The following is a 22595-nucleotide window of genomic DNA, read 5'->3' as shown; positions in this document are numbered from 1 at the left end:
GGTGGATGCAGCACGAGTACCCGATCGGTCGCGACGACGCGGTGCTGCAGAAGACGCCCGCCACGTTCGACGTGTCGGTGTGGGAGTTCTTCTGGCCGTTGCAGACCGGCGCCCGGCTGGTCGTGGCGCGTCCGGACGGGCACCGCGACCCGGTGTACCTGTCCCAGATCATCGCCGAGAAGCAGATCACCACGGCGCATTTCGTGCCGTCCATGCTCTCGGTCTTCGTCTCCACGCTGGGCAGCGAGAACGGCGACGGACTGCCCGCGCCGCGGCTGCGGCAGGTCTTCGCCTCCGGTGAGGCGCTGCCCGCGCAGACGGCGCAACGTCTGCGCGAGCTGACCGGCGCGCGGCTGCACAACTTGTACGGCCCGACCGAGGCCGCGGTCGACGTGACCTATCACGAGGCCACCGAGGCCGATACGGTGTCGGTGCCGATCGGACGCCCGGTGTGGAACACCCGGGTCTTCGTGCTCGACAGCCGTCTGCACCCGGTCGCGCCGGGTGTCGCGGGTGAGCTGTATCTGGCGGGCGAACAGCTGGCGCTCGGCTACCTGGGCCGCTCGGACCTGACCGCGGATCGGTTCGTGGCCAACCCGTACGGCGCGCCCGGCGAGCGGATGTACCGCACCGGTGACCTGGTGGCCTGGACGCCGGACGGCGAACTGGAGTACCTGGGCCGCACCGACTTCCAGGTGAAGCTGCGCGGTCTGCGTATCGAGCTGGGCGAGATCGAGGCCGCGCTGCTGGCGCAGCCGGGGATCGCGCAGTCGGTGGTCGTGCTGCGCTCCGACGCGCACGCGGGCGATCAGCTGGTGGGTTACCTGGTCGGCGAACCGTACGCGGCGGTGGACATCGACGAGGTGAAGACCGCGCTGGCCGCGGCGCTGCCCGGCTACATGGTCCCGGCCGCGCTGGTCGTGCTGGACGCCTTCCCGGTGAACGCCTCCGGCAAGCTGGATCGCAGGGCACTGCCCGCTCCGGTGTTCGAGGCCAGGGTGTTCCGCGCTCCCTCGACCCCGATCGAGGAGATCGTCGCGGAGATCTTCGCCGACCTGCTCGGCGTGCCGCGGGTCGGCGTGGACGACGACTTCTTCGAGCTCGGCGGCAACTCGCTGGTGGCCACCCAGGTGGTCGCCCGGGTCAGCGCGGCGCTGAACACCGAGGTCGGTGTGCGCGTGCTGTTCGAGGCCCCGACCGTGGGCGCGCTGGCCGCGCGGATCGAGTCGCACGCGGGACGCGGTGCGCGCCAGGCGCTCACCGCGCAGGTGCGTCCCGAGCACCCGCCGCTGTCGCTGGCGCAGCAGCGGATGTGGTTCCTCAACCGCTTCGACATCGGGAGCGCGGCGACCACATCGGGCGCGGCCTCCGCCACCTACAACATCCCGGCCGCGGTGCGGCTGGAAGGCGCGCTGGATCTGGACGCGCTGCGCGGCGCGATCGCCGACGTGGTCGGGCGCCACGAATCGCTGCGCACCATCTACCCGTCCCGGGACGGCGTGGCCTACCAGCGGGTGCTCAACGCCACCAAGGCCATTCCCGAGCTGGACGTGGTCGAGGTGGCCGAGGGGCAACTGCTGGGTGTGCTCTACGAGTTCGTCGAGCGCGGCTTCGACGTGACCACCCAGCCGCCGGTGCGCCTGCGCGCCTACCGGCTCGCCCCGGACGACTACGTGCTGGTCGTCGTGGTGCACCACATCGCCGCGGACGGCTTCTCCATGCGTCCGCTGGTGCGCGACCTGATGACCGCCTACGTGGCGCGCACCTCCGTGGCCGAGCCCGGCTGGCCGCCGCTGCCGGTGCAGTACGTGGACTTCGCGCTGTGGCAGCGCGACACGCTCGGCTCCGAGGACGATCCGACGTCGCTGATCTCCGAGCAGCTCGACTACTGGCGCGAGACGCTGGCCGGGCTGCCCGACGAACTGCGCCTGCCGGGACGACCGCGGCCCGCGGTCGCCTCCTACGGCGCGGGCACCTACCGGTTCCGCGTGCCGGGCGAGCTGATCGAGGACCTGAACCGGGTCGCGCAGACGCACGGCAGCACGCTGTTCATGGTGGTGCACGGCGCCTTCGCCGCCCTGCTGGCGCGCTCGAGCGGCTCCGAGGACATCGCTATCGGCATCCCGGTCGCCGGTCGTGGCGAGCAGGCGCTCGACGATCTGGTCGGCATGTTCGTCAACACTTTGGTGCTGCGCACTCAGGTGGACACCGGCGAGCCGTTCGCCGAGCTGCTCGCCCGGGTCCGCGAGCGCGACCTACAGGCGTTCGCGCACGCGGATGTGCCGTTCGAGCGGCTGGTCGAGGTGCTCAACCCGGCGCGCTCGCAGGCGCGCCACCCGCTGTTCCAGGTGATGCTGTCGTTCCAGAACCTCGGCCGCACCGCGCTGGAACTGCCCGGCCTCACCGTCTCCGAGCTGGGCATCGACCAGCCGACCGCGAAGTTCGACCTGCAGCTCACGCTCAGCGAGGTCCCCGGCGCCGAGACGGCGATGGACGCCGAACTCGTCTACGCCACCGATCTTTTCGACGGGGCGTTCGCCGGGACGTTCGCCGAGCGCTTCGTGCGTGTGCTGCGCGGTATCGCCGCCGATCCGTCGGTCACCGTCGGCGACATCGACCTGCTCGACGACGCCGAGCGGGCTTTGGTGATCGAGCGGTGGAACGCCACCGAATTCCCGGTCGACGCCGCGCTCACCTCGCCGGTCGGCGACGCCGCCGCGACCCTGGTCTCGCTGTTCGAGGCGCAGGTCGCGCGCACTCCGGACAGTCCCGCGGTCACCTTCGAGGGGACAAGTCTGTCCTACGCCGAGTTCGCCCGCAGGGTGCATCGCTTGGCGCGTTGGCTCAAGGTCAACGGCGTCGGGCCGGAATCATATGTGGCGCTGGGGATGCGCCGTTCGATCGACCTGGTGGTCGGCATGTACGCGGTGAACGCCGCGGGCGGCGCGTACGTGCCGCTGGACCCGGATCATCCGGCCGAGCGCATCGACTACATCCTGGAGACCGCGCGCCCGGTGTGCGTGCTGACCTCCGGTTCCGACCTGGAGACCACCGTCTCCCGGCAGGTGCGCATCGATCAGCTGGACCTGTCGGAGTTCTCCGACGAGCCGCTGACCGACGCCGACCGGCACAAGCCGCTGCGTCCGGCCAATACCGCGTACGTGATCTTCACCTCCGGCTCGACCGGTCGCCCGAAGGGTGTGGCGGTCTCGCACGCCGCGATCGTCAACCGTCTGGTGTGGATGCACGCCGAATACGGCCTGGCGGCCTACGACGTGGTCGTGCAGAAGACGCCCGCGACGTTCGACGTGTCGGTGTGGGAGTTCTTCTGGCCGTTGCAGGTCGGCGCGCGCCTGGTGGTGGCGAAGCCGGACGGTCATCGCGATCCCGCCTACCTGGCGCGGCTGATCGTCGACGAGCAAGTCACCACGGCGCACTTCGTTCCGTCCATGCTGTCGGTGTTCGTCGCCGCGCTCGATGCGACCGCCGCCGAGCAGCGCGCGGCCGAATGCACCAGCCTGCGCAACGTTTTCGCGTCCGGTGAGGCGCTGCCCGCGGTGACCGCGCAGAAGTTGCGGGAGCTGACCGGCGCGCGGCTGCACAACCTGTACGGCCCGACCGAAGCCGCCGTCGACGTCACCTTCCACGAGGTGACCGACGACGACACCGCGTCGGTGCCGATCGGCGCCCCGGTGTTCAACACCCAGGTGTACGTGCTGGATTCGCGGCTGCGGCCGGTTCCGGTCGGCGTGCCCGGCGAGCTGTACCTCGCGGGCGCGCAGCTGGCGCACGGGTACGTGGGCCGCCCCGATCTGACCACCGAACGCTTCGTGGCCAACCCGTTCGGCGATGCCGAGCGGATGTACCGCACCGGCGACCTGGTGGCCTGGACCGAAGACGGCGAGCTGGAGTACCTGGGCCGCACCGACTTCCAGGTGAAGGTGCGCGGTCTGCGCATCGAGCTGGGCGAGATCGAGTCGGCGCTCACGGCACTGGATTCGGTAGCGCAGGCGGTGGTCGTGGTGCGCACCGACGAGCGGCTGGGCGACCAGCTGGTCGCGTACCTGGTGACGGACCCGGACCGGGTGGTGGACGTCGAGTCGGTCAAGGCCGAACTCGGCGCGCGACTGCCGGGGTACATGGTGCCCGCGGCCTATGTGGTGCTGGACGAGTTCCCGCTCAACGCCTCCGGCAAGCTCGATCGCAAGGCACTGCCCGCGCCGGTGTTCGAGGCCAAGGTGTTCCGGGCACCCGCCACGCCGGTGCAGGAGATCGTGGCCGAGACCTTCGCCGAGGTGCTCGGCGTGGAGCGGGTCGGCCTGGACGACGACTTCTTCGAGCTGGGCGGCAACTCGCTGGTCGCCACGCAGGTGGCGGCGCGGCTGGGCGAGGAGCTGAACACGCTGGTCCCGGTGCGCACGCTGTTCGAGGCGTCGACCGTGCTCGCGCTGGCCGCGAAGGTGGAATCGGCTGCCGGTGCGGGCGGCCGGACGCCGCTGGTGGCGCGGGAGCGCCCCGAGTTGGTGCCGCTGTCGCCGGCTCAGCAGCGGATGTGGTTCCTCAACCGGTTCGACAACCGCACTGCGGTGAACAACATCCCGGTGGCGCTGCGACTGAGCGGTGCGCTGGACGTCGCCGCGCTGAGCGCGGCCATCGGTGACGTGCTCGCGCGGCACGAGGCGCTGCGCACGATCTACCCCGAGGTGGAGGGCACCGGCTACCAGCGCGTATTGCCGGTCGGTGAGGTCGCCTTCGACCTGGTCGCCGAGCCGGTCGCCGCGCGGGAGCTGCCCGCGCGGATCGTCGAGCTGGCGAGTGCCGGCTTCGACGTGACCGCCGAGATCCCGTTCCGGGCGAGCCTGCTGTCGCTGTCGGCGACCGAGCACGTCGCGGTGCTGGTGATGTATCACATCAGCGCGGACGGTTTCTCGCTGCGGCCGTTGCTGCGCGACGTGGTGCTCGCCTACACCGAGCGCGCTCGCGGCGAGGCGCCGTCCTGGGCCCCGCTCGAGGTGCAGTACGCCGACTACGCGCTGTGGCAGCGCGAGGTGCTCGGCGCCGAGGACGACGCCGAATCCGTCGCGGCCCGGCAGATCGCCTACTGGACCGAGCAACTGCGTGACCTGCCCGACCAGATCGAGCTGCCCGCCGACCGGCCCCGGCCGGAGATCGCCTCGAACGCCGGTGGCACGCACGATTTCGCGGTCGACGCGCAGGTGCACGAGGCGCTGGCCGAGCTGGCGCGCGCCCGCGGCGTGACGCTGTTCATGGTGGTGCACGCCGCGCTGGCGGTGTGGGCGGGCCGGTTGTCGGGCAGCACCGACGTCGCGATCGGCACGCCGATCGCGGGTCGCGGTGAACGCGCGCTCGACGACGTGGTCGGCATGTTCGTCAACACGCTCGTGCTGCGCAGCCGGGTGGAGCCCGGCGCGGGCTTCGACGAGCTGCTCGAGCAGGTGCGCCGCACCGATCTGGCCGCGTTCGCCAACGCCGACGTGCCGTTCGAGCGGCTGGTGGACGTACTCAGCCCGGCGCGCTCGCAGGCGCACCATCCGCTGTTCCAGGTGGCGCTGACCTTCGAGGCGGCATCGGCGACCGATCTCGGTACCGTCGCGCTGCCCGGCGGACTCGAGGTCGCCGCGGTCGAGTTCGACCCGGGCACCGCGAAATTCGACGTGCAGCTGACCGTGGGCGAGGCCGCCGACGGCGGGTTGACGCTGTCGTGGAACTACGCCACCGAACTGTTCGATCCGGAGACGGTGGCCGCGTTCGCGGATCGTTTCGTGCGCATCCTGCGCGGTGTCGCCGACGATCCGCGGGCGGCGATCGGCGACATCGATCTGCTCGGCGAGGGCGAGCGGCTGGATGTGTCGCAGCGCTGGGTGTCCTCCGGCTCCGAGAGTGTCGCCGGCCTGTTCGCCGATCCGGACATCACCCTGGTCGGGCTGTTCGACGCGGCGGCGGCCGCGCACCCGCACCGCGTCGCGGCCCGCTTCGGCGTGGAGACGCTGACCTACGCCGAGCTGGACCGGCGCGCGAATGTGCTGGCGCGCAGGCTGATCAGCGACGGCGCGGGGCCGGAGACGCTGGTCGCGGTGATCCTGCCGCGGTCGCTGGACCTGGTGGTCGCGCTGCTGGCGGTGGTGAAGACCGGCGCGGGTTATGTGCCGGTGGACCCGACCTACCCGGCCGAGCGCATCGCCTACGTGCTCGCCGATTCCCGGCCGACCAGCGTGGTGCTCGACTCGACGGTGCAGGTCGAGGTGCCGGCCGGACTGCCGTCGGTCGTGCTCGACGGGTTCGCGGTGGAGACCGGCAACGTCGAGGACGCCGACGACGCCCCGATCACCGACGCCGACCGTAATTCCGCGCTCACGCCGGACAACGTCGCGTACGTGATCTACACCTCCGGCTCGACCGGCCGCCCGAAGGGCGTCGCGGTCGCGCACCGCAACGTGGTGCGGCTGTTCGCGAACACCGACCGGGACTTCGGTTTCGGCCCCGACGACGTGTGGACGCTGTTCCACAGCTACGCCTTCGACTTCTCGGTGTGGGAGCTGTGGGGTCCGCTGCTGTTCGGCGGCACCCTCGTGGTGGTCGACTACTACACCTCGCGCTCGCCGGAGCAGTTCCTGGAACTGCTGCGCGCCGAGCGGGTCACGGTGCTCAACCAGACGCCGTCGGCGTTCTACCAGCTGGCCGAAGCGGAGCGGAACGCCGCGCCCGCCGCCGCGCCGTTGGCGCTGCGGTACGTGGTGTTCGGCGGTGAGGCGCTGGAGCTGCGCAGGCTGTCGGATTGGGTGGCGCGCCACGGCGACGGCACCGGTACCTCCGCCGGACCACTGCTGGTCAACATGTACGGCATCACCGAGACCACGGTGCACGTGTCCTACCGCGCGCTGGACGCCGCGACCATCGCCGCCGCCTCCGGCAGCGTGGTCGGCCGCGCGATCGCCGGTCTGCGGGTGTACGTGCTCGACAGCCGGTTGCGCCCGGTGCCGGTCGGCGTCGCGGGTGAGATGTACGTGGCGGGACCGCAATTGGCGCGCGGCTACCTCGGGCGTCCCGATCTGTCCGCGACTCGCTTCGTCGCCGACCCGATGGGCGACGCGCCGGGTGCGCGGCTGTATCGCTCCGGCGACCTCGCCCGCTGGAACCGCTTCGGTGAGCTCGAGTACCTGGGCCGCGCCGACGACCAGGTGAAGGTGCGCGGTTTCCGCATCGAGCTCGGCGAGATCGAGTCCGCGATCCTGGCTCAGCCCGGCATCGCCCAGGCAGCGGTCATCGTGCGCGAGGACCAGCCCGGCGATCAGCGGATCGTCGCCTACGTGGTGTCCGAGCCGGGCGTCGAGCCCGCGCTGGACGCGGTGCGCGACGGCGCGGCCGCGCAGCTGCCCGCCTACATGGTGCCTTCGGCCGTGGTGCGGCTGGAATGGATCCCGCTGACCGTCAACGGGAAGCTGGACCGCCGCGCGTTGCCCGCGCCGACGGCGATCTCGCGCGCCTTCCGCGCGCCGGTCACTCCCGTGCAGGAGACCGTGGCGGCGGTGTTCGCCGACGTGCTCGGCCTGGAGCGGGTCGGCGTGGACGACGACTTCTTCGACCTCGGCGGCAACTCGCTGATCGCGACCAGGGTGGTCGCCCGCATCGGCGCCGCGCTGGGCACGACCGTCGCGGTGCGCACCCTGTTCGAGGCATCGACGGTGGAAGCGCTCGCGGCGCGGGTGGAATCGCATGCCGACGGTGCGGCCCGCGCCCGGCTGGTCGCCCGCGAGCGGTCGGCCGGCGAACTGGTTCCGCTGTCGTTCGCGCAGCAGCGCATGTGGTTCCTGAACAAGTACGACACCTCCTCGGCGGCCTACAACCTGCCGATCGCCATCCGGCTCACCGGCGCGCTGGACGTCGAAGCGCTGCGGTTGGCGGTGGCCGACGTGGTGCGCAGGCACGAATCGCTGCGCACCCGCTATCCCGAGCACGGCGGCACCCCGGTCCAGGTGATCGTGCCCGCCGAGGACATCGCTCTGGATCTGCGTCCCGTGGCGGTGGACCCGGCGCGGCTGATCCAGACGGTGACCGAGTTCGTCACCACCGGATTCGATGTGGCCGAGCAGGTTCCGCTGCGCACCCGGCTGTACGCGGCCGGGCCGGACGAGCACGTGCTCGTCGTCGTGGTGCACCACATCGCGGCCGACGGCTTCTCGATGGGCCCATTGACCCGCGACGTGATGGCCGCCTACACCGCGCGCAGCACCGGCAGCGCTCCCGGTTGGGCGCCGCTTGCGGTGCAGTACGCCGACTTCGCCGTCTGGCAGCGGGAACTCCTCGGCTCGGAGGACGATCCCGACTCGCTGCTGGCGAAGCAGGTCGCCTACTGGCGGCACGCGCTCGACGGCATCCCCGACGAGCTCGCCCTGCCCGCCGACCGCCCGCGTCCGGCCGTCGCCTCGTTCCGCGGCGCGACGCTGCATCGCGAGCTGTCCGGCGAGCTGGTCGCCGCACTGGAGGAGGTCGCCCGGCAGCGCGGCGCGTCGCTGTTCATGGTCATGCACGGCGCGCTGGCGGTGCTGCTGGCCCGGCTGTCCGGCAGCGACGACGTCGCGGTCGGCACCCCGGTCGCGGGCCGCGGTGAGGCCGCGCTCGACGACCTGGTCGGCATGTTCGTCAACACGCTGGTGCTGCGCACGGGCATCGAGCCGGGCGAGTCGTTCGCCGGCCTGCTCGACCGGGTGCGCCGCACCGACCTGGACGCCTACGGCAACGCCGACGTGCCGTTCGAGCGGCTGGTGGAACTGCTCGCGCCGGAGCGCTCGCAGGCCCGCAACCCGCTGTTCCAGGTGATGCTGGCGTTCCAGAACTTGGAGCGCACCACCCTGGAACTGCCGGGGCTGTCGGTGTCCGCCCTGGATCTGGAAGAGAACGTCGCGCGCTTCGACTTGCAGTTCACCCTTGCCGAGCGCGGCGAAAGCGGTTCCGGCGCGATGGCGCTGGCGCTCACCTACGCCACCGAGCTGTTCGACGAGTCCACCGCGGCGGCCATCGCGGACCGCTGGGAGCGTGTGCTCGTGGCGGTGGCGGCCGATCCGTCGGTCACCGTCGGCGCGATCGACGTGCTCGACGCCGCCGAGCGGGCCGATCTGATCGCGCGCACCGGAGCGCCCGCCTCGCCCGCGCGGACGCTGCCGGAGCTGATCGCCGAGGCCGCCGCCATCGATCCGGAAGCGCCCGCCGTGGTGTTCCAGGCGAGCAGCGCGGCCCACGCGTCGCCCGACCACCACCCCGCATCGAGTCGCTTCGCGACGCTGACGTATGGCGAGCTGGACGCGCGGTCGAACCGCTTGGCGCGCTTGCTGATCGAGCGTGGCATCGGCACCGAGGATCTGGTGGCGATCGCCGTGCCGCGCTCGGAGGTGTCGTACTTCGCCGAGTGGGCGGTGTCGAAGTCCGGTGGCGCGTTCGTGCCGATCGACCCGACCTATCCGGCCGACCGCATCGCGCACATGGTGACCGATTCGGGCTCCCCGATCGGTCTGACCGTGGCGTCGGTGCGTGCCGAGCTGCCGGAATCGGTCGAGTGGCTGGTGCTCGACGAGCTGGATCTCGACGGATTCGACGACGCCGCGGTCACCGACGCCGATCGGGTGCGCCCGGTGCGGCCCGAGCACCCAGCCTACGTCATCTACACCTCCGGTTCCACCGGTGTGCCCAAGGGCGTCGTGGTCACCCACGCCGGTCTGGCCAACTTCCGCGACGAGCAGAACGCCCGCTACGACGTCGATTCCGATACGCGCGCATTGCATTTCGCCTCGCCCAGCTTCGACGCGTCGATCCTGGAGTTCCTGCTGGCCATCGGTCGCGGCGGCGCCCTGGTGGTCTGCCCGCCCGGCGTGTACGGCGGCGAGGAACTGTCCGAGCTGATCCGCCGTGAGCGGGTCACGCACGCCTTCATCACCCCGTCGGTGCTCGCGTCGCTGGATTCGGCCGCGCTGGCCGGTATGCGGGTGATCGTGGCCGGCGGCGAGGCGGTGCCCGCCGATCTGGTCGCCAAGTGGGGTGGCGCGCCGGACGGTTCGGGCCGCCGCTTCCACAACGGTTACGGCCCGACCGAGACCACGATCATGACCAACATCAGCGACGCGCTCGCGCCCGGCGACCGGGTCACCATCGGTGGCCCGACCCGCGGCATGCAATCGCTGATCCTGGACGCCCAGCTCAGGCCCGTTCCGGTGGGTGTCGCAGGTGAGCTGTATCTGTCGGGCGTCCAGCTGGCGCGCGGTTACCACGCCCGCCCGGGTCTGTCGGCGGAGCGGTTCGTCGCCAACCCGTACGTGCCCGGCGCGCGGATGTACCGCACCGGTGACGTGGTCCGCTGGACCCGGGTCGGGCACTCCGCGCCCGCCGGCGTAGGCGAATCGCTTGTCGTCGAATACGTCGGCCGCTCCGACTTCCAGGTGAAGGTGCGCGGTTTCCGCATCGAGCTCGGCGAGATCGACGCCGCGCTCGCCGCGCACGAGAGCGTCGACTTCGCGGTCACCGTGGGCCACAAGAGCGCCGCGGGCGCGGTGTCGCTGGTCTCGTATGTCGTTGCCGCGCAAGGACATTCGATCGACGTTGCGGCGCTGACCGGGCACGTCGAGCAGCGCCTGCCCGCCTACATGGTGCCCTCGTCGATCATGGTGATCGACCGTGTGCCGCTCACCCCGGTGGGCAAGCTGGACCGTAAGGCGCTGCCGGAGCCGGTGTTCGCGACCGAGGTCGTGTTCCGCGCGGCGCGCACGCCGGTCGAGCAGACCATCGCGGAAGTGTTCGCCGAGGTGCTCGGCGTGGAGCGGGTCGGCGTCGACGACTCCTTCTTCGCGCTCGGCGGCGACAGCATCGTCTCCATCCAGCTGGTATCGCGGGCCAAGGCACGCGGTGTGGTGTTCACCCCGCGGCACGTCTTCGAGCAGCGCACCGTGGCGGGCCTGGCGTCGGTCGCGGAGACCACCGAGGCGGCCGAGGCGTCGGCCGCGACGCTGGCCGAGCCGCCGGGCGGCGGCATCGGCGTCATGCCGTTGACGCCGGTGGTGCGGTTCATGGCCGAGCGGCGCGGATCGTTCGGCCGGTTCAACCAGACGCTGGCGCTGGAACTGCCGGTCGGCATCGACCGATCAGGAATCGTGGCGACGGTGAGCGCTGTCATCGATCGCCACGACATGCTGCGCGCGAGCCTGCGCCGCGACGGCGACGACTGGGTGGTGGAGACCGCGGCGCCCGGCACGGTCGCGGTGGACGCGCTGATCGATCGCACCGAATTCGACGCGAACGTCAGCGATGCCGAACTGGTCGAGATCGCCTCGGCGGCACTGGACGAGTCGCTGGACCGGCTCGATCCGGCCGCGGGCGTGGTCATCCGGTTCGTCTGGCTCGAGCCCGATTCCGCCGAGCGCGCCGGCCGCCTGATCGTCGTCGCCCACCACCTCGTGGTGGACGGCGTCTCCTGGCGCATCCTGGTGCCGGACTTCGTCACCGCGTGGGGACAGCGCACCGCCGGGCAGACGCCCGAGCTGGTCGCCCCCGCCACGTCGATGCGGGCCTGGGCGCACGCGCTGGAGCGCGCGGCGGCCGATCCGCAGCGGGTGGCCGAGCTGGACTACTGGCGTTCGGTGCTCGCCGCGGCCGATCCGCTGCTGACCGAGCGTGCGATGGACCCGCGGATCGATACCTCGGGCGTCATCGCCCAGCATCGGGTCGAGGTATCGACCGAGGTCACCAAGGCCCTGCTCACCACGGTTCCGGCGCTGTTCCACGGCGGTGTGAACGACGGCCTGCTCACCGCGCTGGCGCTGGCCACCGCGAAGTGGCGGGCGCGGCGGGTGGCCGTCGGCGGCGACAATTCGCTGCTGATCCGGCTGGAGGGCCACGGCCGCGAGGAAGACGTGGTGCCGGGTGCGGATCTGTCCCGCACCGTCGGCTGGTTCACCGCGATCTACCCGGTGCGGTTCGATCTGTCCGGCATCGACGTCGACGCCGCGTTCACCGGCGGCCCCGCGCTGGGCGCGGCCGTGAAGGCGGTCAAGGAGCAGTTGCTCGCGGTGCCGGACAAGGGCATCGGCTACGGCCTGCTGCGCTACCTGAACCCTGAGACCGCGGCCGAGCTGCCGCGCGAGCTGCCCGGTCAGGTGAGCTTCAACTACCTCGGCCGCGTCGTCGACGGTGACGTTCCGGAGTCGCTGCGCGGCTTCGGCTGGATCCCCGCGCCGGAACTCGGCGCGCTCGGCGGCGCCTACGACGCGGACATGCCCGCGATGGCGCCGCTGGACGTGAACGCGATCGTGGTGGGCGACAAGCTGACCGCGAACATCGGCTACCCGTCGACCCTCCTGTCGGCCGCCGAGGTGCGCGAGTTCGCCGAGCTGTGGACCGCGGCGCTGGAAGCGGTGGCGCGCCATGCCAATTCGGCGGGCGCGGGCGGGCACACCCCGTCGGACTTCGCGCTGGTGCGCAGTCCACGGGGTGGTCTGGGGCGGGGGATCACACAGCGGGATATCGACGTGTGGGAGCGGCGCTTCCCGGCGCTGGCCGACGTGTGGCCGCTGTCGGCGTTGCAGGCCGGTCTGCTGTTCCACGCCCGCCTCGCGGCGAGTTCGGTGGACGTGTACACCGCCCAGGCGGTGCTGACGCTCACCGGCCGGGTGGATGCCGCCCGGTTGCGCACGGCCGCACAGGCTCTGCTGGACCGCTACGAGAACCTGCGCACCGCGTTCGTCACCGATCACGACGGCAACCCGGTGCAGATCGTGCTGGACAGCGTCCGGGTGGCGTGGGCCGAGCACGACCGGATCGCCTCCGGTGCGGCCGAGGATCTGATCGCGGCCGACCGTACGCGGCGGTTCGATCTGGCGGAGCCGCCGCTGATCCGCTTCACGCTGATCCAGGTCGCGGCCGACCGCTGGCAGTTCGTGGTGTCCAACCATCACATCCTGCTCGACGGCTGGTCGATGCCGCTGCTCATGCGGGATCTGCTGGTGCTCTACGCCGTCCACGCGGACGCCTCCGCGTTGCCGGCGGTGCGGTCCTACCGGCACTTCCTGGACTGGACCCGGCAGCAGGATCACGCGGCGTCGCTGGCCGCGTGGGCGCGGGCGCTGCGCGGTGTCGGCGAGCCGACGCTGCTGGCGCGGCCCGACGCCGGTCGGGAGATCACCTCGCTGTCCGGCGAGTACTTCTTCGACCTGGACGAGGCGACCACCGCGCGGCTGACCGAGCTGGCCGGTTCGCTCGGCGTCACCCCGAACACCGTGTTGCAGACGGCCTGGGGCATCCTCGTCGGCCGCATGACCAGCCGAGACGACGTGCTGTTCGGCACCACGGTCTCCGGTCGTCCCGCGCAGTTGCCCGGCGTGGAGGCGATGGTCGGCCTGTTCATCAACACCGTGCCGGTGCGGGTGCGCTTCGATTCGTCGGAGTCCGTGCGCGAGCTGCTGGTCCGTACCCAGGGCGAGCAGGCCGATCTGCTCGACCACCACTACGTGGGCTTGGCCGACATCCAGGCGGTCGCGGGCATCGGCGGCCTGTTCGACACCCTGGTGGTGTTCGAGTCCTACCCGGTCGACGCCGCGGGCTTGCAGGCGCAGGCGGCGGACATCGACGGCATGGCCGTGGTCGGCCTGGACGCGGCCGACGCCACGCACTACCCGCTGACGCTGATCGCGCAGCTGGATTCGCGGCTGCGGGTGCGCGCGGGCTACCTGCGCGACCTGTTCGACGAGCGGACGGTGCGCCGCATCGCCGACCGTTTGGTCCGGGTGCTCACCGCGATCACCGCTGAGCCCGACGCCGTGGTCGGTGACCTCGAGCTGCTGGATGCCGCCGAGCGCGAGCTCGTGCTGTCCGGCTGGAACGACACCGCGCACCCGACCGACACCGGCGCGACGTTGGTGTCGATGTTCTACGACCAGGTCGAACGCACTCCGGACGCGACGGCGATCACGTTCGAGGGGACAAGTCTGTCCTACGCCGAGTTCTCCTGGCGGGTGAACCAGCTGGCGCGCTGGCTGATCGCGCGCGGCGTGGGCGCGGAATCGTATGTGGCGCTGGGCATGCGGCGCTCGATCGACCTGGTGGTCGGCATGTACGCCGTCGCCGTGGCCGGTGGCTCGTATGTGCCGCTGGACCCGGATCACCCGGCCGAGCGCACGGAATACATCCTCGGCACCGCCGATCCGGTGTGCGTGCTGACCGCCGGCAGCGATCTGGACATCGACACCGCGCAGGTGCGCATCGACCTGCTGGACCTGAAGGGCCTGTCCGAGGCGCCGGTCACCGACGCGGATCGTCGTGCGCCGCTGCGTCCGTCGAATACCGCCTACGTGATCTTCACCTCCGGTTCGACGGGTCGTCCGAAGGGCGTGGCGGTTTCGCACGCCGCGATCGTCAACCGGCTCGTCTGGATGCAGACCGCCTACCAGTTGACCTCGGCTGATGTGGTGTTGCAGAAGACCCCCGCGACGTTCGATGTGTCGGTGTGGGAGTTCTTCTGGCCGTTGCAGATCGGTGCCCGCTTGGTCGTCGCGAAGCCGGACGGCCATCGCGACCCCGCGTACCTGGCGGAGATGATCAGCGCCGAAAAGGTGACGGTCGCGCACTTCGTGCCGTCGATGCTGGCGGTGTTCGTGGCTGATGCCGCTGCGGCGCAATGCGATTCGTTGCGGCTGGTGTTCGCCTCGGGTGAGGCGTTGCCGCCCAAGCCCGCGCACCGGTTGCGGGAGCTGACCGGCGCCGCACTGCACAACCTCTACGGCCCGACCGAGGCGGCGGTCGACGTCACCTTCCACGAGGTCGTGGACGCCGATATCGAGACCGTGCCGATCGGTGCGCCGGTGTTCAACACGCAGGTGTTCGTGCTGGACGCCCGGTTGCGTCCGGTGCCGGTGGGTGTCGCGGGTGAGCTGTACCTCGCGGGTGCCCAGCTCGCACGTGGCTATGTCGCGCGCCCGGACCTGACCGGTGACCGGTTCGTCGCCAACCCCTACGGCGAGCCGGGTGCGCGGATGTACCGCACCGGCGACCTGGTGGTGTGGACCGAACACGGTGAACTCGAGTACTTGGGCCGCACCGACTTCCAGGTCAAGTTGCGTGGTCTGCGGATCGAGCTCGGGGAGATCGAGTCGGCGCTCACGGGTCTGGACGAAGTCGCCCAGTCGGTCGTCGTGGTGCGGTCCGACCCGCACGCGGGCGACCAGCTCGTCGCCTACGTCATCCCCGCGCCGGACACCGCGCTGGATACCGACCTGGTCCGCGAAGACCTGGCCCGGCAGCTGCCCGCGTACATGGTGCCGTCGATCGTGGTGGTGCTCGACGAGTTCCCGCTCAACGCCTCCGGCAAGCTGGATCGCAAGGCGCTGCCCGCGCCGGTGTTCGAGGCCGCCGTGTTCCGTGCCCCGACCACGCCGGTCGAGGAGATCGTCGCGGCCACCTTCGCCGACGTGCTCGGCCTCGAGCGGGTCGGTCTGGACGACGACTTCTTCGCACTCGGCGGCAACTCGCTGTCGGCCACCCAGGTCGCCGCCCGGCTGTCGGCCGCGCTGGACACCGACCTCGGCGTGCGCGAGCTGTTCGAGGCGTCCACTGTGGTCGCGCTGGCGGCGCGCGCGGAGACCAAAGCGGGCGCGGGCGGCCGTGCCCCGCTGGCGCCGCAGCAGCGCCCGGAGCTGGTGCCGCTGTCGCTGGCTCAGCAGCGCATGTGGTTCCTCAACCGCTTCGACCCCGATTCGGCGGTGGACAACATCCCGGCCGCCGTGCGACTGTCCGGCCTGCTGGACCGGCAGGCGTTGCAGATCGCCGTCGCCGATGTGCTGGCCCGGCACGAGTCGTTGCGCACCTTCTACCCCGAGGTGGACGGCGCCGCGCGGCAGCAGATCGTGGCCACGGCCAAGGTCATTCCGGACCTGACGCCGATCGACGTCACCGAAGCCGAACTGCCCGAGCGGCTTTCGCAGCTGATCGGCACGGCCTTCGACGTCACCGCCGAAGTGCCCTTCCGCGCCCGGCTGTACGAGATCAGCCCCACCGAGCACGTGCTGGCCTTGGTGGTGCATCACATCTCGGCCGACGGCTTCTCCATGGGCCCGCTGACCCGCGACGTGATGACCGCCTACGGCGCCCGCGTCGACGGCGGTGAGCCCGCCTGGCATCCGCTGGAGGTCCAGTACGCGGACTTCGCGCTGTGGCAGCGCCAGGTGCTCGGCGCCGAGGACGACCCGGCTTCGGTGATCTCCGAGCAGATCTCGTTCTGGTCGGACACGCTGCGCGGGGTGCCCGAACAGCTGGACCTGCCGTCGGATCGGCCGCGCCCGGCGGTCGCCTCCGGCCGCGGCGCCACGCACGTCTTCGAGATCGACGCGCAGACCCACGCCCAGCTCGGCGAACTGGCCCGGACCAGGGGCGCGACGCTGTTCATGGTGGCGCATACCGCGCTGGCCGTGCTGCTGTCGCGGCTGTCCGGCGAGGCGGACATCGCGATCGGCACGCCGGTCGCCGGACGTGGTGAGCGCGCGCTCGACGACCTGATCGGCATGTTCGTCAACACCCTCGTGTTGCGGACCCCGATCGAGCCCGGCGCGACGTTCACCGAGCTGCTGCGTGCGGTGCGCGCTGTCGACATCGCCGCCTTCGGGCACGCGGACCTGCCGTTCGAGCGGCTGGTGGAAATCCTGAACCCGGCGCGTTCGCAGGCGCGGCATCCGCTGTTCCAGGTGATGCTGTCGTTCCAGAACACTGGCCAGAACAGCCTGGAGCTGCCCGGCCTGACCGTGAGCGGCGTCGAGTTGCCGATCGACGTGGCCAAATTCGACCTGCAACTGGTGCTGTCCGAACGCGACGCCGAGCACCCCGCGGGCGCGACCCCAGCGGGGATCGCGGCCGAGCTGATCTACGCCACCGATCTGTTCGACCCGGCCACCATGGCCGAGTTCGGGCGGCGCTTCGGCCGGTTGCTGAAGGCCGTCGCCGCCGAGCCGGACCGCGCCATCGGCGATATCGCGCTGCTGGACGAACCGGAGACCGAGCAGGCGCTGCGCGGCTGGAACGACACCGCACGCGACCTCGGCCCGGCCAGCACGCTGGTCGAGGAGTTCGACGCGCAGGCCGCGGCCACGCCGGACGCGGTCGCCGTGATCGACCCGGCTGCCGGAATGTCGCTGACGTATGCCGAATTCGCCGCGCGGGTGCGGCGATTGGCGCGCCGTCTCATCGAGGCGGGCGTCGGCCCGGAGACGCTGGTCGCCTTGGGCTTGCGCCGCTCGGTGGACCTGGTCGTGGCCGCCTACGCGGTGCACGCGGCCGGCGGCGGCTACGTGCCGCTGGATCTGGATCAGCCCGCCGACCGCGTGCACTACGTGCTCGACTCGGCCGACCCGGTCTGCGTACTCACCACCGCGCGCGACGCGTTCGACGGCGCGGGCCGCCCGACGCTGCGCATCGACGAGCTGGACCTGTCCGGCTACGCGGACACCCCCGTCATCGACGCCGAGCGCATCGCGCCGCTGCGCCCGCAGCATCCGGCGTACGTGATCTTCACCTCCGGTTCCACCGGACGCCCCAAGGGCGTCGCCGTGGCGCACGCGGCGGTCGTCAACCAGATCCGCTGGATCACCGGCGAATACGGCATCGACGCCGACGACGTGGTGCTGTTCAAGACCCCTGCCACCTTCGACGTCTCGGTGTGGGAACTGTTCGGCCCGCTGAGCACCGGCGGCCGGATCGTGGTGGCCAGCCCGGACGGGCACCGCGACCCGCAGTACCTGGCCGAGGTGATCGCAGCCGAGCGGGTCACCATGACCTCGTTCGTGCCCTCCATGCTGACCGTCTTCGCGGCGGGGATCGACCCGGCCGACGCCGACGCGCTCGCCTCGCTGCGGACGCTGTTCGTCGCCGGTGAGGCGTTCACCGCCGACGCGGTCGTCGCCATCCGCCGGGTCAGCGACGCCGCGCTGTACAACCTGTACGGCCCCACCGAATTCACCGTGCACGCCACGCACGCACCCGTAGCCGAGCAGGTGGACGGCGCCGTCCCGATCGGCCTGCCGGTGTGGAACGCGCAAGCGTACGTGCTGGATTCGCGTCTGCACCCGGTGCCCGCGAACGTCGCGGGTGAGCTGTATCTCGCGGGTGATCAGTTGGCGCGCGGTTACTTCGGCCGCGCGGACCTGACCGCCGACCGCTTCGTGGCCAACCCGTACGGGGAGCCCGGCGCGCGGATGTACCGCACCGGCGACTTGGTGCGCCGCGACGCCTCCGGCGCCATCGAGTATCTGGGCCGCACCGACTTCCAGGTGAAGCTGCGCGGTCTGCGCATCGAGCTCGGCGAGATCGAGACCGCGCTGACGGCACACGAATCGGTCGCCCAGTCGGTCGCGCTCGTGCGTTCCGGACCCGGGCGGGTGCAGGGTGGGATAGGACACGGCACCGGCGACCAGCTGGTGGGTTATGTGGTGCCCGCGAACGGCGCGACCGTGGACGTCGAGGCGTTGCGCGCGCACCTGTCCGCGCAGCTGCCGTCCTACATGGTGCCCGCGGCGATCGTGGTGCTCGACGCCATGCCGCTGAACCCGAACGGCAAGCTGGATCGCCGCGCGCTGCCCGAACCCGTCTTCGAGGTGCGGGAGTTCCGCGCGCCTGCGACACCGGTCGAGGAGATCGTCGCCGACGTCTTCGCCGAGGTACTCGGCCTGGCGCAGGCCGAACGCGCGGTCGGCCTGGACGACGACTTCTTCGATCTGGGCGGCAACTCACTGATCGCCACCCAGGTGGTGGCCCGGCTCGGGGCCGCGCTGGACACCCGGATCCCGGTCCGCACGCTGTTCGAGGCGCCGACCGTGGCCGCACTGGCCGCGCGGATGGAGGCGCACCAGGGCACCGGTCGCCGCCGGGAGCTCGTCGCGGGCCCGCGTCCGTCGAAGATTCCGCTGTCGCTGGCCCAGCAGCGCATGTGGTTCCTGAACCGGTTCGACAACCAGACCGCGGTGAACAACATCCCGCTCGCGGTCCGGCTCACCGGCACTCTGGACACCGAGGCGCTGCGCCAGGCCGTGGCCGACGTGGTCGACCGGCACGAGGTGCTGCGCACCGTCTACCCGGAGACCGCCGACGGCCACGGCGTGCAGGTCGTGCTGCCCGCCGGGCATCGCGCCGTCGATCTCACCCCGATCGAGGTGTCCGAGGCCGAGATCTCCGAGCGGATCAGCGAACTGGTGCTGACCGGCTTCGATGTCACCACCGAGGTCCCGGTGCGCGCCCGGTTGTTCCGCATCGCCGGCTCGATGGACGGCTCGCAGCCCGACACCCATGTGCTGGTGTTCGTGGTGCACCACATCTCCTCCGACGGCTGGTCGGTGCGCCCGCTGGCGCGCGACGTCATGGTGGCCTACTCGGCGCGTTCGCGCGGTGAGGCGCCCGCGTGGGCTCCGCTGCCGGTGCAGTACGCCGACTACGCGCTGTGGCAGCGCGAGACGCTGGGCTCCGAGGACGATCCCTCGTCGCTGATCGCCCAGCAGGTCGGGTTCTGGTCCGACACCCTGGCCGGGCTGCCGGAGCAGCTGGATCTGCCGTCGGACCGCTCGCGTCCGGCGGTGGCGTCCAACCGCGGTGGTGTGTACGAGTTCGCGCTCGACGCGCGGCTGCTGCGTGAGCTGAACGCGCTGGCCCGCGCGAACGGCGCCAGCCTGTTCATGGTGGTGCACGCGGCGTTCGCCGCGCTGCTGGCGCGGTTGTCCGGCAGCGACGACATCGCCATCGGCACCGCGGTCGCCGGCCGTGGCGAGGCGGTGCTCGACGACGCCATCGGCATGTTCGTCAACACTCTGGTGCTGCGCAGCGCGGTCGATCCCGCGACCACGTTCACCGAATTGCTGGCGCGCACCAAGGACACCGACCTCGCGGCGTTCGCGCACGCCGACCTGCCGTTCGAGCGGCTGGTGGAGATCCTGAACCCGGCGCGTTCGCAGGCGCGGCATCCGCTGTTCCAGGTGATGCTGTCGTTCCAGAACACCGGCGAGGCCAGCTTCGAGCTGCCCGGCCTGGAAGTGGCCGGGGTGCCGCTGGAGGTGGTGACCGCCAAGTTCGACCTCCAGCTCAACCTCGCCGACCGGTTCGACGCGTCGGGCGCGGCCGACGGCATGATCGCCGAATTCGCTTATGCCACCGACATGTTCGACTCCGACACCATCGCGGGTGTCGCGTCGCGGCTGGTGCGGATGCTGACCGCGATCGCCGCGGATCCCTCCGCGGCGATCGGTGATGTCGAGCTGCTCGACAGCGTCGAGCGCACCGAAGTGCTGGAGCGGTGGAACGACACCGCCCACCAGGTCGACCCGCGGGCCACCCTGGTGTCGATGTTCGCCGCGCAGCTGGCGCGGACCCCGGACGCGACCGCGGTGACATTCGAGGGGACGAGTCTGTCCTACGCCGAGTTCGCCGCCGAGGTGAACCGCCTCGCCCGCCATCTGGTCTCGCTGGGCGTCGGCCCGGACTCGCTGGTCGCGCTGGGTATGCGCCGCTCGATCGAGCTGGTGGTCGGCATGTACGCGGTGAGTGTCGCGGGCGGCGCGTATGTGCCGCTGGACCCGGATCATCCGGCCGACCGCACCCGCTACGTGCTCGACACCGCACAGCCGGTGTGCGTGCTCACCACCTCGCGCGACGAGTTCGACGCGGGTACGACCCCGGCGATCGAGATCGATGTGGTCTCGCTGGCCGGGTACTCCGACGAGCCGGTCACCGACGCGGATCGCCGTGCGCCGCTGCGCCCGTCGAACACCGCCTACGTGATCTTCACCTCCGGTTCCACCGGCCGCCCGAAGGGTGTGGCGGTCTCGCACGCCGCGATCGTCAACCGCCTGGTGTGGATGCAGGACGAGTACGGCCTGGACGACACCGACGTGGTGTTGCAGAAGACCCCGGCCACGTTCGACGTGTCGGTGTGGGAGTTCTTCTGGCCGTTGCAGGTCGGCGCGCGCCTGGTGGTGGCGAAGCCGGACGGTCATCGTGACCCGGGCTACCTGGTACAGGTCATCACCGACGAGCAGGTCACCACGGCGCACTTCGTGCCGTCGATGCTGTCGGTGTTCGTCGCCGCGCTGACCGCGGCGGCCGCGGGGCCGTCCGTGGTCGCGCAAGCTGAACACGCCGGCGCGTGCGCCGGCCTGCGCAATGTCTTCGCCTCCGGGGAGGCGCTGCCCGCGCAGACGGCCCAGCAGCTCGTCGAGCTGACCGGCGCCCGCCTGCACAACTTGTACGGCCCGACGGAGGCCGCGGTCGACGTCACCTATCACGAGGTGACCGAGGACGACGCCGTGTCGGTGCCGATCGGCGCCCCGGTGTTCAACACCCAGGTGTACGTGCTGGATTCGCGGCTGCACCCGGTGCCGGTGGGCGTCGCGGGCGAACTGTACCTCGCCGGCCTGCAATTGGCCCGCGGCTACGTGGCGCGTCCCGACCTGACCGCGGACCGGTTCGTGGCCAACCCGTACGGTGCGCCGGGCGAGCGGATGTACCGCACCGGCGACCTCGTCACCTGGACCGACAAGGGTGAGCTGGAGTACCTGGGCCGCACCGACTTCCAGGTGAAGCTGCGCGGTCTGCGCATCGAGCTCGGCGAGATCGAGTCCGCGCTCACCGCGCTGGACTCGATCGCCCAGGCCGTGGTCGTGGTGCGCTCGGACGAGCGGCTGGGCGACCAGCTGGTCGCGTATGTCATCGCGACCGCGGGCCGTGCGGTGGACATCGAGAGCGTGCGCGCGCAGCTCGGCGGCGAGCTGCCCGCCTACATGGTGCCGTCGGCGTTCGTCGTGCTGGACGCGTTCCCGCTGAACGCCTCCGGCAAGCTGGACCGCAAAGCCTTGCCCGCGCCGGTGTTCGAGGCCAAGGTGTTCCGCGCGCCGTCCACCCCGATCGAGGAGATCGTGGCAGGCACCTTCGGCGACGTGCTCGGCGTCGCGCGGGTCGGGCTGGACGACGACTTCTTCGAACTCGGCGGCAACTCGCTGCTGGCCACCCAGGTGACCGCGCGGCTGGGCGCCGCGCTGGACACCCAGCTGGCGGTGCGCGACCTGTTCGAGGCGTCCACCGTGGTGGCACTGGCCACCCGGGTGGAACGCAACGCCGGGTCCGGCCGGGCCCGCCCGCGCCTGGAGGCGGGGGAGCGCCCGGCGCGCATCCCGCTCTCGCCCGCGCAGCAGCGGTACTGGTTCCTCAACCAGTTCGATACGGCCACTTCGGCGGTGGACAACATCCCGCTGGCCGTCCGGTTGTCCGGCACGCTCGACGTGGCCGCGCTGGAACAGGCCATCGGCGACGTGTTCGCCCGCCACGAGGTGCTGCGCACCACCTACCCGCGCTCGGCGGAGGGCCCGCACCAGGTGATCCGTCCGGCGGATCCGTCGGCGGCGGCGCTCACGCCGATCGATGTCGCCGAGGAGGACCTGCTCGGCGCGGTCATCGGATTCGCGCTGACCACCTTCGACGTCACCGTCGAGGTGCCGTTGGCGGTGGCGCTGTTCCGGATCGCGGACCACGACCATGTGCTCGCGTTCACCGTGCACCACGTCGCGGCCGATGGC

Annotated in this window: 1 protein-coding gene (running past both ends of the window); it reads left to right on the top strand. The window is 71.3% G+C overall.

Every position in this 22595-nt window falls within one protein-coding gene, locus ACT89H_RS11880, for a non-ribosomal peptide synthase/polyketide synthase (protein WP_445108611.1), read on the top strand. The gene is 44106 nt long; 8464 of those nucleotides lie to the left of the window and 13047 to its right, leaving coding positions 8465–31059 in view (codon 2822, partial, through codon 10353, complete); the first codon wholly inside the window starts at position 3. Both the start codon and the stop codon lie outside the window.

This window comes from Nocardia aegles (genome assembly GCF_052545135.1).
This window is presented reverse-complemented; position numbering and strand designations above follow the sequence as displayed.